Genomic DNA, 16,313 nt, shown 5'->3' with positions numbered 1-16,313 from the left:
CAGAGAGCTGGTGGTTGGTGCAAACCAGTACATAAACAAGAGCGAATTACAGTCCTGGAGCATCTTTTTCGTAGTAAAGATAGTATTGTCTTTATGAAGGGAAAGACGGTCAGATGATCGTTAACAATGAAGAGAGGTAGACGAAAGAAGTCTACAACTAGGGTGGTACCGCGATAAATATCGTCCCTACTGATTGAATCAGTAGGGCTTTTTTGTACAAAAAAGTGGGTTTTTAACTAGTAGTTCATGTCTTTGTACGAATTATTAGTTTAAAATAAGAAGAGGTATCGATTCCACTATAAATTTGTATAATTAGTCAGTTCAGAAAATAGAGAATTTTTTATTCTCTTACTATACTTTTAAAACATTAGAGGAGGATTTCCAAATGGCAAATCATGAATTAGATCAATTACGTAAACAGGTAGATGAAATTAACTTACAACTATTACACCTTTTAAACAAACGTGGTGAAATTGTTCAAAAAATTGGAGAGCAAAAGCAAGTACAAGGCACGAAACGCTTTGATCCAGTACGTGAGCGTGAAGTACTGGATATGATTGCAGAGCATAACGAAGGACCATTCGAAACATCAACAGTTCAACATATTTTCAAAACGATTTTCAAAGCAAGCTTAGAGTTACAAGAAGATGATAACCGTAAAGCGTTACTAGTATCACGTAAAAAGAAACAAGAAAATACAATTGTTGATGTAAAAGGTGAATTGATTGGAAACGGAACACAAACGTTCATCATGGGACCTTGTGCAGTAGAAAGTTTAGAACAAGTTCGTCAAGTAGGGCAAGCGATGAAAGACCAAGGCTTAAAATTAATGCGCGGTGGTGCATTCAAACCGAGAACTTCTCCATATGATTTCCAAGGTTTAGGAGTAGAAGGACTTCAAATTTTACGTCAAGTAGCAGACGAGTTTGACTTAGCAATTATTAGTGAAATTTTAAATCCGAACGATGTTGAAATGGCATTAGACTACGTTGATGTAATTCAAGTTGGCGCACGTAACATGCAAAACTTCGATTTATTACGAGCTGTAGGTAAAGTTAACAAACCAGTATTATTAAAACGTGGATTAGCAGCAACAATTGATGAGTTCATTAACGCAGCGGAATACATCATTGCGCAAGGTAACGATCAAATTATTCTTTGTGAGCGCGGTATCCGCACATACGAAAGAGCAACACGTAACACATTAGACATTTCTGCAGTACCAATTTTAAAGAAAGAAACACATTTACCAGTTATCGTTGATGTAACACATTCAACTGGACGCAGAGATTTATTATTACCAACAGCGAAAGCGGCACTTGCAATTGGTGCAGATGCAGTAATGGCTGAAGTTCATCCAGATCCAGCAGTTGCATTATCAGATTCTGCACAACAAATGGACATTCCAGAATTCCATAGATTCATGGATGAGTTAAAAGGTTTCAAAAATAAATTATCTTAATTCCATATCATATATGCATTGAAGAGGAAACAGTAGTGCTTATCTCACTGTTAAAGAGAGCTGATGGTCGGTGTGAATCAGTACAAAGGTAAGCATGAATTACAGCCTTGGAGCATCTTTCCCGACAACTTTTGGAGGGTAAGACGGTCGAACGATCGTTAAAGAAGAAGAGAGGTAGACGAAAGAAGTCTACAACTAGGGTGGTACCGCGATAAACATCGTCCCTACTGAGCGCTCAGTAGGGACTTTTTTGTACAAAAAAATAGTAAAGGGGCAAGAGAAATGAGATACATTACAGCTGGAGAATCACATGGACCGCAGTTAACAGTTATTTTAGAAGGTGTACCAGCAGGTTTGACACTTACGGCGGAACATATTAATAAAGAATTATTAAGAAGACAAAAAGGTCATGGACGCGGAAGACGTATGCAAATTGAAACAGATACAGTTGAAATTGTAAGTGGTGTTCGTCACGGGATGACACTTGGATCACCGATTACGTTAATTGTAAAAAATGATGATTTCAAACATTGGACGAAAGTAATGGGTGCAGAGCCAATTTCGGAAAAAGAAAGTAAAGACATGAAACGTACAATTACAAAACCACGTCCCGGACATGCAGATTTAAATGGAGCAATTAAATATGGTCATCGTGATATAAGAAACGTATTAGAGCGGTCATCTGCAAGAGAAACGACAGTTCGTGTAGCTGCTGGTGCAGTTGCAAAACAAATTTTAAGCGAATTAGGCGTGGGAATTGCAGGACATGTTCTTGAAATTGGTGGAGTAAAAGCAAAACATATTTCAAACTTATCAATTGAAGAAATTCAAACAATTACTGAAAACTCACCAGTTCGATGTTTAGATGAAGAAGTAGAGCAAGAAATGATGAATGCGATTGACAACGCAAAAAGTAGTGGAGATTCAATCGGTGGTATTGTGGAAGTCATTGCAGAAGGTATGCCGATTGGCGTTGGTAGTTACGTTCATTACGATCGTAAATTAGATGCAAAACTTGCTGGTGCAATTATGAGTATAAATGCATTTAAAGGTGCTGAAATCGGCGTAGGTTTTGAAGCGGCACGACAACCAGGAAGCAAAGTGCATGATGAAATTCTGTGGGATGAAGAAAAAGGATACACGAGAAAAACGAATAATGCCGGCGGTTTAGAAGGCGGTATGACAACAGGTATGCCAATTATCGTAAGAGGCGTGATGAAGCCAATTCCTACTTTATACAAACCGTTAGCAAGCGTTGATATTGATACGAAAGAAGCATTCCAAGCGAGTATTGAAAGATCTGATAGTTGCGCAGTACCAGCAGCGGGTGTAGTAGCTGAATCTGTTGTGGCATGGGAACTTGCAGATGCACTAGTCGAACAATTCGGAAAAGATCGTATGGAATTATTAAAACAAAACATTATGCAACACAATAACTACGCAAAAGAATTTTAATAAAAAGGTGGGTTTAACGTGCAAGTAAAAGATCAACTATCATCATTACAACCATATAAACCAGGTAAATCACCAGAACAAATGAAAGAAGTGTACGGAGATCATTCGTTTGTGAAATTAGCATCGAATGAAAATCCATTTGGTTGTTCACCGAGAGTTTTAGAAGAGTTGCAAAACTCTTGGTTGGAACATGCTTTATATCCTGACGGAGGTGCTACAACGCTCCGTCAAACAATCGCAGATAAGTTGCATGTGCAAATGGAACAAGTACTTTGTGGTAGTGGTTTAGATGAAATCATTCAAATGATAAGCCGCGCCGTATTACGAGCGGGAGATAACATTGTAACAGCAGGTGCAACATTCCCGCAGTACCGCCATCATGCGATTATTGAAGGGTGTGAAGTGAAAGAAATTCCTTTAAATAAAGGTGTATACGATTTAGACGAAATTTCGTCAGCGGTAAATAATAATACGAAAATCGTATGGATTTGTAATCCGAACAACCCGACGGGCACATATGTGAATGAGCAAAAATTAACTCAATTTATTGAAGGCATTAGTGAAAATATGTTAATTGTCATTGATGAAGCGTACTATGAATACGTAACAGCAAAAGATTTCCCTGAGACATTACCGCTTTTAGAAAAACATAAAAACATTCTTGTACTTAGAACGTTTTCTAAAGCATACGGATTAGCTTCTTTCCGCGTTGGATATGCGATCGGACAGGAAGAGCTAATTGGGAAATTAAATGTCGTACGTTTACCATTTAACGTATCTTCATTAGCGCAAAAAGCAGCGACGATTGCTTTTGGTGATGACGAGTTTATTAAAGAAATAGTTCACATGAATACAGAAGGATTACAGCAATACGAGAGTTTCTGTAAGGAAAACGGTATACCATTTTATTCGTCACAAACTAATTTCATCTTCTTACCGGTAGATAATGCTGGAGAGATTTATGAAGCTTGTGCACATGCAGGATTTATTATTCGTCCATTCCCAAAGGGTGTCCGTATTACAGTTGGAACAAGGGAGCAAAATGAAGGAGTGATTTCAGTGTTAAAACAACACTTTGAAAATAAAAAAAATAAGTCTCGAGATGAGGCAAATGCGTAAAAAGGTAGTATTAATTGGAACAGGTTTAATAGGAGGCTCTCTCGCATTAGCAATTAAGAAAGAGCACGATGTAACGATAACAGGGTACGATATATTTAAAGAGCAAGTAGAGCGTGCAAAAGAATTACACGTAGTAGATGAAATAGGAGTTGATTTACAGCGTGCATGTGAAGAGGCACATTTAATTGTTTTTGCTTCTCCAGTTGAAGAAACGAAGAAGCTATTACACAAACTTGCGTCATTCCGTTTACGAGAAGATGTTATAGTGACTGATGTTGGTAGTACAAAAGGGTCTATTATGAACGAAGCGGAAGCTTTATTTTCAAAGGATGTTTCTTTCATTGGTGGACATCCGATGGCGGGTTCTCATAAAACGGGAGTTGAAAGTGCAAAGGCACATTTATTTGAAAATGCATTTTACATTTTAACACCGATGAATCACGTGCCAAATAAACAAGTGGAAGACCTTAAAGTATGGTTAAAAGGAACAGGGTCACATTTTCTTGTTTTAAATACGGAAGAACATGATTATGTAACAGGGATCGTTAGTCATTTTCCACACCTTATCGCAGCAGGTTTAGTAAAGCAAGTTGAGAAACATGCAGGAGATAATCCGCTCATTCATCAACTAGCTGCTGGAGGTTTCAAAGACATTACACGTATCGCATCTAGTAGTCCAAAAATGTGGAGTGATATTGTAAAGCAAAATCGAGAGCATTTAATGGTATTATTAAAAGAGTGGATCTCTGAAATGGAAGATTTATATAAAACAGTTTCTACCGGAGATGCATGCGAGATTCAAAACTATTTTGCAGATGCGAAAGAATACCGTGATTCTTTACCAGTAAGAAAGAGAGGGGCAATTCCTGCCTATCATGACTTATACGTCGATGTATTAGATAAGGTGGGGGCATTGGCTCATATTACGAGTATTTTGGCGCGCGAGGAAATTAGTATTACAAACTTGCAAATATTAGAAGCGCGTGAAGGACTGCTTGGGGTATTACGTATTAGCTTCCAAAGGGAAGAAGATCGTATGAAAGCAAAGCTAGCGCTTGGAGAAGAAGAATACCAAACTTATGAAACAATTTAAATGAGAAGGTGAAAAACGTGAAAGAAAGAACAATACAACCTGTTAATAACGGATTGAATGGCAATATTACAATCCCAGGTGATAAATCCATTTCACACCGTGCTGTTATGTTCGGTTCTATTGCAGAAGGGAAAACAACAATTAAAGGTTTCTTGCCCGGTGCAGACTGTTTAAGTACGATTTCATGTTTTAAAGAAATGGGAGTAGAAATTACGCAAAACGGTGATGAGGTTACTGTAGTTGGTAAAGGATTAGAAGGTTTACAAGAACCGAAAGCTGTATTAGATGTTGGTAATTCTGGTACAACAATCCGATTAATGTCAGGTATATTAGCTAACACACCATTTTTCTCTTGCGTACAAGGTGATGAATCTATCGCAAAAAGACCGATGAAGCGTGTAACAAACCCATTAAAACAAATGGGCGCAAACATAGACGGCCGAGAAGAAGGAACATTTACACCGTTAACAATACGTGGCGGAGATTTAAAAGCAATTGAATATATTTCTCCTGTTGCAAGTGCACAAGTAAAGTCGGCTATTTTACTTGCAGGTCTTCGTGCAGAAGGTGTAACAGCTGTTACAGAACCACATATTTCACGCGACCATACAGAAAGAATGCTCGAAGCATTTGGTGTTAAAGTAACTCGCGAAGGGAAAACAGTGAAGCTGTCAGGTGGACAAAAATTAACAGCAACAGACATTCAAGTGCCAGGTGACGTATCATCAGCAGCATTTTTCTTAGTAGCAGGTGCAATCATCCCAAATAGTAAACTAGTATTACAAAATGTAGGGATGAATCCAACCCGTACAGGTATTATTGATGTTTTAGAAAAAATGGGTGCTACGTTCACTGTAGATCTAATTAACGAAGGGGCATCGGAACCAGCTGCAAATATTACAATCGAAACATCTTCATTAAAAGGAATTGAAATTGGCGGAGATATTATCCCTAGATTAATCGATGAGATTCCTGTAATCGCATTAGCGGCAACGCAAGCAGAAGGAATTACAGTAATTAAAGATGCACATGAATTGAAAGTAAAAGAAACAAACCGTATTGATACAGTCGTTGCTGAATTAACGAAACTAGGAGCTCGCATAGAAGCAACTGATGACGGTATGATCATTTACGGAAAATCAGCTTTAAAGGGCAATACAGTAAATAGTTATGGTGATCACCGTATCGGAATGATGCTTGCAATTGCTGGTTGCCTGGCAGAAGGAAAAACAATTATTGAAGATGCAGAAGCAGTAGGTGTATCATATCCTACATTCTTTGACGAACTTCAAAAATTAGCTAAATAAAAAGGATGGAAAGCAGATACGTGATGTATCTGCTTTTTTTGTTAAAACGTCCTTGTAGTTTCACTTACCGAACTATAATAGTAAGAATTATGATACAATTCAAACAGGGAATGGAGGAGAATTATATGAATGTCATACAATTAAAAGAAGATAAGTTCAGAGAAGCATTACGTTTATCAGAATACGCTTTTCAATATAAAGTAGATGAGGAACGATTACAGCAGCAACTTACAAAGATGAAGGAAAGTCATGAAATATACGGCATTATGGAAGGGGAAGACTTAGCTGCAAAACTACACCTCATTCCGTTTCATATTTACATAGGTAAAGAAAAATTTAAAATGGGTGGCGTTGCAGGAGTAGCGACGTATCCAGAGTACAGAAGAAGTGGGTATGTAAAAGAGCTACTTCAACATTCACTTCAAACAATGAAAAAAGATGGCTATACAGTCTCTATGTTACATCCATTTGCTGTTTCATTTTATCGTAAATACGGCTGGGAACTTTGTGCGAATCTACTCAAATGTCATATAAGTAAGAGCGATTTAGTGATGAAAAAACAAGTAAATGGTACTGTGAAACGTTTTAATAAAGAAAATCATCCAGAAGAAGTCGAGAAGCTCTATGAAGCATTTGCAGAACGTTTTTCATGTATGTTAGTTCGAGAGAAGAACTGGTGGTTACAAGCGGTTTATGATGATTTAACATTAGCGATTTACTATGATGAAAATAAAAAGGCAGCAGGTTACATGTTATACAAAATAGAAAACTATAAAATGACAGTAGAAGAATTTGTACCACTGCATAATGAAGCACGAAATGGTCTGTGGAACTTTATTTGTCAGCATGATTCTATGATTAAAGAAATTGAAATGACAGTAAGTGAAAGCGAACCGTTATTATATTCATTGCAAGAGCCGCGCGTGAAGACAGAAATAAAACCATATTTTATGGGAAGAATTGTAGATGTGGAGCAGTTCTTTAAACAATATGAATTAAACTGGAACAATGTACAACAAGAACTAATTTTACATATTACAGATTCATTTGCACCGTGGAATAACGTATCAGTGAGGTTTGCAAATCATGAAATAACAATAATAAAAGAGGAAACAATAGATAAAGGCATCAAACTGGATATAAACGAGTTATCTACAATAATGTTCGGCTATAAACGTCCGTTACAACTGAATGAATTAGAATTAATTAGCGGAAGTGAAGAGGAAATACAAGCGTTTGAGAAAATAGTTCCGGTACGAGAAGCATTTATTTATGATTTCTTTTAAGTTTTCAATAGAAAATCGGGCTGCCCAAAAACAATTTTTGGGACAGCTTTCTCTTTGGTTGTCGGTAAGTAGATATATCCTGAAAATCGCTGATATAATTAGACTTGCGCTGATATATTCTAATAATCGTTGATATAATTTTTTCACTAAAACGCAACTATACTTTGTCACGCACTTGACTTTTAATCCATGTAATTTATAATTAAAAACGGAATGAATTTTCATTCCTGGAAATAGAGGTGGAAAAAATGGCTAAAAACAAACAAGAGGATATTTTTGATGCTGCGATGCAACTTTTTGCAGAGCGTGGTTACGATGGTACGACAATTCCAATGATCGCTGAAAAAGCAAATGTCGGTGCGGGTACTATTTATCGCTATTTTGCCAATAAAGAGGCACTTGTTAACTCATTATTTTCAAAAAGTATGTTACAGCTTTCTGAAATGATAAAAACGGATTTTCCTGTTGAAGCAAATATTCGTGAACAGTTTAGTCATACGTACAACCGTTTATTTGAATTTGCGAGAAACAATGTAGATGCTTTTTTATTTACAAATTCTCACTGTGATAGTTACTTTCTTGATGAACAGAGTAAGAAAATATTTGATGATTTTATAGGCTTCTTTATGAATATTATTGAAGATGGAATCGCAAAAGGTTTTCTTCGTCCATTGCCTCCAGTTGCTTTAATTATTATTGTATATCAACCGCTAGAAAAATTAACGAAAGTAATTGCAACAGGGCAATTAGAATACTCGAAAGAGTTAGTAAAAGAATTAGAAGAAAGCTCTTGGAACGCTATTAGAATCATTTGATTCTATAGCTTTATAAGGAAAGGAATGAATATTCATTCCTAAATAGATTTAAAAAATGAGAGTAGGAAAGGATGTTTGTGTAACTAAGGGAATGAACATTCATTCCGGAAAGACTAGTTTAATAGAATTTACAAAATAATGTAATAGAATAATAGGAATGAACGTTCATTCCGTTACTAACGTGAAACTTTCAAAACGGGAGATGATTCAAATGAGCAAGTTAAAAAGTTGGAGAAGTTTATCTTTTCTATTATGGATAGTTATTACTATTACAATGGTCGTAACGATGCCTAATATGGATCAATTAGTGAAAGAAAAAGGGAAAATTACAATCCCTAATACAAAGCAAAGCAGTATTGCTGACAAGATGCTGAAAGAGATGGATAAAGAAGGGGTTGAAAAGTATGAAATTATAGCCGTTTTTAATAGTGGCAATAAGGCAGCTTTAACAGATGAACAAAAAAAGGAAATAACAAAAACAATCAACGCCCTGCAAAATGAAAAAGAGCAATTAGGAATTAAGGAAGTTGTTTCACATTTAGACAATAAAGACTTGGAGAAACAATTAGTTTCTAAAGATAATACGACTATTTTAACGCAAATATCGATAGATAAAAAACATGGTGAAATATCAAAAGTTTCAAATAATCTTCATGAAAAAGTGCAAACGAAAGGGGTAAAAACGTATTTAACAGGAAGTGACTTAATAGCGGGTGATTTTCTTAAATCCTCTCAAGAGGGAGTGAAAAAGACAGAAGTTATTTCAATCATTTTCATTCTTGTAGTATTAATCCTCGTATTCCGTTCACCAGTTGTTCCAATTGTTTCTCTTCTTACAGTTGGTATATCGTATTTAGTTTCAATGGGGATTATTGCCCAGCTTGTAGATCAATTTAATTTTCCATTCTCAAACTTTACACAAGTGTTCGTAGTCGTCGTCCTGTTTGGGGTAGGAACAGATTATAACATTTTATTATATACGAGGTTTAAAGAAGAATTAAGTAAACAAGAAAATGCATTTTTAGCTACGAAAGAAACATTCAAATCAGCAGGTAAAACTGTATTATATAGCGGAATAGCGGTGTTAATTGGTTTTGCATCACTTGCTTTAGCAAGTTTTAAATTATATCAATCTACTTCAGCGGTAGCAATTGGTGTTTTAGTATTATTACTCGTATTAACGACTTTAAATCCATTTTTCATGGTGCTTTTAGGAAAAGGAATGTTTTATCCAGTTAAAACATTTAAAGGTCATGAGGATAGTCGCTTATGGGGATTCTTTGCGAAGAACTCAGTAGCAAGGCCATTTGTCGCTTTAATCATCGTATTCGTAATATCGATTCCTTTCGTATTAAAATACTCTAATACACTTAATTACAATGATTTATTTGAAGTGGATAATAAGTATGAATCCAAGATGGGTATTAACGTAATAGAGGATCATTTTCCGCCTGGTTTCTCTTCACCGAGTACATTAGTCATTCAATCTGATAAAAAGCTGGATGAAGGAACTTCTCTACAAATTTTAGACGAATTAACTGATAAAATTTCGAAAGTTAAAGGTGTGTCAGAAGTATATGCACCAACACGTCCAACTGGTGAGAAGATAAAAGAATTATATTTAAATAAGCAAGCGGGAGAATTGAATACAGGATTAGGAGATGCCGATGGTGGCATAAAGGAAATTAATGATGGATTAACAGATGCGAAAAATAAAATGGGAAGTAATGATTCAAATAGTCTTGCGAATGTTCAAAAATTAATTGATGGAACGAACGAGGCGAAAAACGGGGTATCAGCATTAGGAACAGCTTTACATCAATTATCAAATGGCATAAACGACGGTGCACAAGGAGCACAGCAAATTGAGAGTGGTTTAGCTTCAGTAAACGAAAATATAAATGTTCTATCTAATGCAACGTCGCAGCTGCATGCTGGTTATGCACAGTTAGAAAAAGGTTTAAACTCTTACGATCAATACTTCGGAAGTATTTCTCAAGCGATTGATGGTGCGAAAAAGGGATATGAACAAATTGAAATGTTAATGACCAATTTCGTTCAAACGAAACCAGAATTAGCGAATAATCCAAACATACAACAAACGATAGGAATTGCTAAAGAGGCTCAAAGAAAATTAAGCGTACTTTCAAATGAATTAAATCAATTAGCAACGCAGCACAAAACGGCGATGAGTTCATTTAAAGAAGCGAATCAATCGTTACTGAAAGTGGATAACGGCTTAAAAGAAATGAGCAATGGAGTTAATAAGTTACAAAAGGGAGCAGCCGATCTTAAAAATGGATTAAATGAAGGTTCTTCAGGTTCAAAACAAATTGCAAATAAATCAGTTGAGTTACAATCTGGATTAACGAAAATAAACGATGGGCAGGGACAACTTTTAACGGGCCTTAAAGACCTGCAGGAAAAGATGGGCCAATTACAATCCGGTTTATCTAAAAGTACAGAAGGGCTTGGAAAAGTAAGTAATGGCCTGCATGACGCACAGAAATATTTAGGGGAGCTCAATGAATCGAAGAGCTCTGAGAAGTTTTATATTCCAAAAGAAGTGCTAGAGGGAGAAGATTTCCAAAAAGCATTGAACACGTACATGTCACAGGATAGAAAAATTGCTAAAATGACTATCATTTTAGATGTAAATCCGTATTCAAAAGAAGCGATGCCAATTATTCAAGAAATCAATAAAACAATCGATGGCACTGTAAAGGGAACGGAATTACATGATGCGAAAACAGCAATTGGCGGAACAACAGCTAGAAACGTTGATTTAAAAGAAGTAACAGGGCAAGATTTCTTACGTACAGCTACGATTATGTTGATTGGCATTGCGATTGTATTAATCGTAATTACACGCTCATTACTAAACACAATATTTATTATTGGCTCATTACTATTGGCGTACTTTGCATCACTCGGTATAAGCGAACAAATTAGTGCACATGTATTACATGTAGAGTCATTAAGCTGGAATGTTCCATTCTTTAGCTTCATTATGATTGTCGCTTTAGGAGTGGATTATAGTATTTTCGTAATGATGCGCTATAACGAGATAGAAGGGGATTCGGTAACGAAAATTGTAACTGCATCTCGTCATATAGGAGGAGTTGTATTATCAGCTGCGCTAATTTTAGGCGGGACATTTGCAGCATTAATTCCATCAGGTGTATTAACACTTATACAAGTTGCGTCAGTAGTTGGTGTTGCACTTCTTCTATTAGCTTTAATTGTGATGCCGATATTATTACCGGCGTTAATAGGGTTAACGAGTAAAATGAAGAGTTACAAAGAAAAAATAATAAATACGAAATAAGAAGAGACTGTAGGGAATGATTTCTCTACAGTTTTTTCAGTATATAATATTTCAGATGAAAATGAATCCGATATATTACAGAATGAGCAGTGAAAGGTTATATGAGAAAGAGGTCGATGATATACATACAATAGCTAGGGGAATGGACAAAAACTATCCGATTTCATTGTAGAAAGGTAATCAACCGTTGCTATTCATCCAGCTTCTACTATATAATAGCTATAGTCTACAATAATTGAGTCGCAATATGCGATTTTTTAAGACAATCGGTGAGAAAACGCTGAAATAAGCGGTATTAGTAGGAGGACACAAATGATTACAGTAAGTAACGTTAGTTTGCGTTTCGCGGATCGCAAATTATTTGAAGATGTTAACATAAAATTCACGCCAGGTAACTGCTACGGTTTAATCGGAGCAAACGGTGCTGGTAAATCTACATTCCTAAAGATTTTATCTGGAGAAATTGAACCATCAACAGGTGACATACATATTACGCCAGGTGAGCGTCTAGCAGTATTAAAACAGAACCACTTCGAATATGAAGAGTTCCCAGTATTAGAAACAGTAATTATGGGTCACACGCAACTTTACAAAGTAATGCAAGAGAAAAATGCTATTTACATGAAAGAAGACTTTAGTGATGAAGATGGAATGCGCGCTGCTGAACTTGAAGGTGAGTTCGCTGAGCTTAACGGTTGGGAAGCTGAGTCAGAAGCTGCAATTCTTCTTAAAGGTTTAGGTATTGGTGAAGACCTTCATGATAAGAAATTGTCAGAATTAACTGGGGCAGAGAAAGTAAAAGTATTACTTGCTCAAGCTTTATTCGGTCAACCTGACATTCTATTATTAGATGAGCCTACCAACCACTTGGACTTAAAAGCGATTCAATGGTTAGAAAACTTCTTAATGAACTTTGAAAACACAGTTATCGTAGTATCCCATGACCGTCACTTCTTAAATAAAGTATGTACGCACATGGCTGACCTTGATTTCGGTAAAATTCAACTTTATGTTGGTAACTATGACTTCTGGTATGAGTCAAGCCAATTAGCTTTAAAATTAACACAAGATGCTAATAAGAAAAAAGAAGAGAAAGTAAAAGAGTTACAAAACTTCATTGCACGCTTTAGTTCAAACGCTTCTAAAGCGAAACAAGCAACTTCTCGTAAAAAATTATTAGACAAAATTACATTAGATGATATTAGACCGTCATCACGTCGTTACCCATTCGTTGGCTTCACACCTGAGCGTGAAGTAGGAAATGACTTATTAACTGTTGAAGGTCTTTCTAAAACAATTGATGGTGAAAAAGTGTTAGATAATGTGTACTTCACTTTAAATAAAGGTGATAAAGTTGCATTTATCGGCCGTAACGATATTGCGATGACAACATTATTTAAAATTCTTATGGGTGAAATGGAGCCGGATAGCGGTTCATTCAAATGGGGTGTTACAACCTCTCAATCTTACTTCCCAAGAGATAACTCTAAGTACTTTGAGAACAGTGATTACAACTTAGTTGAATGGTTACGTCAATTCTCTCCACAAGATGAGTCTGAAAGCTTCTTACGTGGTTTCTTAGGCCGTATGTTATTCTCAGGTGAAGAAGTTAAGAAGAACGTTTCTGTATTATCTGGAGGCGAAAAAGTTCGTTGTATGTTATCTAAAATGATGTTAAGTGGTGCGAACGTAATCACACTTGACGATCCAACGAACCACTTAGACCTTGAGTCAATTACAGCATTAAACAACGGTTTAATTGCATTCAAAGGTACAATCTTATTCACATCTCATGACCATCAGTTCGTGCAAACAATTGCAAACCGCATTATCGAAGTAACACCAAACGGTGTAATCGATAAAGAGGCTACTTATGATGAGTTCTTAGAAAATGAGGAACTTCAAAAACAAGTAGATGCAATGTACAAAGGTCAATAATATATAATGAAAAAACTCGCTCTAAAAAGAGCGAGTTTTTTTGTCGAGAAAATGTAACATCGCTGGTCGGTCAAATGAATAATTATTCAAATATAATATTAATGAACAGGAGAATTCTTTCATGTATGGAAGGGATGTAATGACTTTAAGATTTAAAGAGTTAGTTGAAGAAGGGAAATATAAGTGGAGTAATATAATCAAATCGTATTATTTTGTCATGTGAAATATGTACCAAATTTGGAGATAGAATAGTTTGCGAATGAGTTTATAAAGGTATATAGTATGGGGTGTCATAATTAGTGGATGAATCTTGGGAGAAAACAGGAAATGTTACAAATTTATTTTGTTAAATAGAAACCAAGGTCAAAATGTCTAGAAAGAAATAGTTGAATAAATACTAGCTTCAAATTATAATTACTAATATTCTTCATATAGTTAAATAAAGATAATCTATTTGAAGAAGAAAATTTGAATAGAGAGACAGACTTATAAAAAAATAAGCCTTGGATGATCAAAAGAGGTGGAGAAATGAAACAGTTCTTATTAAAGAGCAAAAGTGTGTTAAGCAATCATTTTGGATTCTTTCTGTTTGCCGTTATTTTATTGTGGCTCAAAACATATGCAGCTTATGTAACAGAATTCAATTTAGGAATTTCAAACACAATCCAAAAATTCTTGCTGTTTTTTAACCCGCTTAGTTCAGCAGTTCTATTTTTAGGACTAGCATTATTTGCAAAAGGGAAACGATCTTATATTTGGTTAATTATCATTAATTTGTTATTGTCGATCCTTTTATACGCAAACGTAGTATACTATCGCTTTTTCAGTGACTTTATTACGTTCCCGACATTAACACAAACGAATAACTTTGGAGATTTAGGTGGTAGTATTCTTGCATTGCTACATCTTTATGATCCATTATACTTCTTAGACACGATTATATTAATTGTGTTAGTCGCAACAAAATTTGCAAATCCAAAACCAATTCGTGTTGCGAAGCATAAATTATCTCTAGTATTTGTAGCAGGTATTTTATTATTCAGTGTTAACTTAGGTCTTGCAGAGTCTGACCGTCCTGAATTATTAACAAGAACGTTTGACCGTAATTATATTGTGAAATATTTAGGTGCATACAACTACACAATTTATGATGGAATTCAAAGTGCGAAAGCATCGACAGAACGAGCATTAGCTGATGGTGATAATATGACAGAAGTACGAAATTATTTAACATCAACTTATGCAAGTCCAAATCCTGAGTATTTCGGTAAAGGAAAGGGAATGAACGTAATTTACATTCATTTAGAGTCATTCCAAAACTTCTTAATTGATTACAAATTAAATGGTCAAGAAGTTACACCGTTCTTAAACTCATTTACAAAAGATGCGAATACACTTTATTTTGATAACTTCTTCCATCAAACAGGACAAGGGAAAACATCTGATGCGGAGTTTATGTTAGAGAATTCAATGTTTGGTTTACCGCAAGGTTCTGTCTTTACAACGAAATCTCATAATACGTATCAATCAGCACCAGCTATTTTAGGACAACAAGGATACACATCAGCAGTATTCCACGGTAACTACAAAACATTCTGGAACCGTGATGATATTTATAAATCATTTGGTTTTAATAAATTCTTTGATGCGTCATACTACGATATGAATGAAAAAGACGTAGTAAACTACGGATTAAAAGATAAACCGTTCTTTAATGAATCTATTCCGTTATTACAAACGTTGAAACAACCGTTCTATACGAAGTTTATTACGTTATCGAACCATTTCCCTTATCCAATCGATAAGGCAGAAGCAACGATTGAACCAGCAACAACAGGTGATTCATCAGTAGATACGTACTTCCAAACAGCACGCTATTTAGACGAATCTGTAAAAGGCTTCATCGATTACTTGAAACAATCTGGTTTATATGATAACTCAATTATTGTTATGTACGGAGACCATTACGGCATTTCAGATAATCATAACGCAGCAATGTCAAAAGTAATGGGTAAAGAAATGAACTCATTTGAAAATGCACAGTTACAACGTGTACCATTAATCGTTCGTGTACCAGGAGTGAAAGGTGGCGTACAACATCAATATGGTGGTGAAATTGACGTTCTTCCAACGCTATTACACTTACTAGGTACAGATACAAAGAATTATGTTCAATTCGGTTCTGATTTATTATCACCAGATCATAAACAAGTCGTTGCGTTCCGTAACGGTAACTACGTAAGCCCAACAGTTACTGCACTAAACGGCAAATACTATGATACAACTACTGGAAAACCTGTAGAATTTACAGATGAAATAAAGAAAAATGAACAAATGGTTCAAAACTCACTAAAATACTCTGACCAAGTCGTAAATGGTGACTTATTACGATTCTACACACCGGAAGGATTCACTCCAGTAGATCGTTCGAAGTATAACTATAACAACCGTGATAAAAACAAAACAAAGGTAAAAACGACTCCGGAAGGGGAAGCTAAATAATAAAAGGC

The 16,313-nt window shown here is 35.6% G+C and carries 10 protein-coding genes and 2 other annotated features (1 of these 12 only partly in view); all 10 genes read left to right on the top strand.

Annotated elements, in window-relative coordinates; all coding sequences use genetic code 11:
* Nucleotides 1-191 (top strand) — a binding site (T-box leader) (it extends 45 nt beyond the left edge of the window).
* A 194-nt stretch (nucleotides 192-385) separates the two neighbouring features.
* Nucleotides 386-1,462 (top strand): bifunctional 3-deoxy-7-phosphoheptulonate synthase/chorismate mutase, encoded by a 1,077-nt coding sequence (locus tag D1166_RS08915; RefSeq protein WP_001273575.1) that lies wholly within the window; start codon nucleotides 386-388, stop codon nucleotides 1,460-1,462.
* Between the two features lie 9 nt (nucleotides 1,463-1,471).
* Nucleotides 1,472-1,691: a binding site (T-box leader), on the top strand.
* Between the two features lie 53 nt (nucleotides 1,692-1,744).
* Nucleotides 1,745-2,917: a chorismate synthase gene (gene aroC, locus D1166_RS08910; RefSeq protein WP_001269427.1), complete on the top strand. Its 1,173-nt coding sequence runs from the start codon at nucleotides 1,745-1,747 to the stop codon at nucleotides 2,915-2,917.
* Between the two features lie 18 nt (nucleotides 2,918-2,935).
* Nucleotides 2,936-4,036 carry a histidinol-phosphate transaminase gene (gene hisC / locus D1166_RS08905; protein ID WP_097856282.1) on the top strand — a complete coding sequence of 367 codons (1,101 nt, stop codon included), beginning with the start codon at nucleotides 2,936-2,938 and terminating at the stop codon, nucleotides 4,034-4,036.
* Nucleotides 4,029-5,129 (top strand): prephenate dehydrogenase, encoded by a 1,101-nt coding sequence (gene tyrA, locus D1166_RS08900; protein WP_001228130.1) that lies wholly within the window; start codon nucleotides 4,029-4,031, stop codon nucleotides 5,127-5,129. Before hisC ends, tyrA begins: the two co-directional genes overlap by 8 nt.
* Before the next feature lie 17 nt (nucleotides 5,130-5,146).
* On the top strand, nucleotides 5,147-6,436 hold the full coding sequence (gene aroA / locus D1166_RS08895; protein ID WP_000664630.1) for a 3-phosphoshikimate 1-carboxyvinyltransferase: 1,290 nt from the start codon (nucleotides 5,147-5,149) through the stop codon (nucleotides 6,434-6,436).
* Nucleotides 6,437-6,561: 125 nt separating this feature from the next.
* Nucleotides 6,562-7,722, top strand: coding sequence for a GNAT family N-acetyltransferase (locus D1166_RS08890; RefSeq protein WP_001100917.1), 1,161 nt, complete (start codon nucleotides 6,562-6,564; stop codon nucleotides 7,720-7,722).
* 248 nt (nucleotides 7,723-7,970) lie between these two features.
* Complete coding sequence (locus D1166_RS08885; protein ID WP_001107306.1) at nucleotides 7,971-8,537, top strand: TetR/AcrR family transcriptional regulator; 567 nt, start codon at nucleotides 7,971-7,973, stop codon at nucleotides 8,535-8,537.
* 211 nt (nucleotides 8,538-8,748) lie between these two features.
* On the top strand, nucleotides 8,749-11,865 hold the full coding sequence (locus D1166_RS08880; protein WP_118043278.1) for an MMPL family transporter: 3,117 nt from the start codon (nucleotides 8,749-8,751) through the stop codon (nucleotides 11,863-11,865).
* 312 nt (nucleotides 11,866-12,177) lie between these two features.
* Nucleotides 12,178-13,803, top strand: coding sequence for an ABC-F family ATP-binding cassette domain-containing protein (locus D1166_RS08875; RefSeq protein ID WP_000633864.1), 1,626 nt, complete (start codon nucleotides 12,178-12,180; stop codon nucleotides 13,801-13,803).
* 528 nt (nucleotides 13,804-14,331) lie between these two features.
* Nucleotides 14,332-16,305, top strand: coding sequence for a lipoteichoic acid synthase (gene ltaS, locus D1166_RS08870; RefSeq protein ID WP_000808770.1), 1,974 nt, complete (start codon nucleotides 14,332-14,334; stop codon nucleotides 16,303-16,305).
* Nucleotides 16,306-16,313: the final 8 nt, after the last annotated feature.

This window comes from Bacillus sp. ISO11, assembly GCF_003458115.1.
GTDB classification, from domain to species: Bacteria; Bacillota; Bacilli; order Bacillales; family Bacillaceae_G; genus Bacillus_A; species Bacillus_A cereus.
This window is presented reverse-complemented; position numbering and strand designations above follow the sequence as displayed.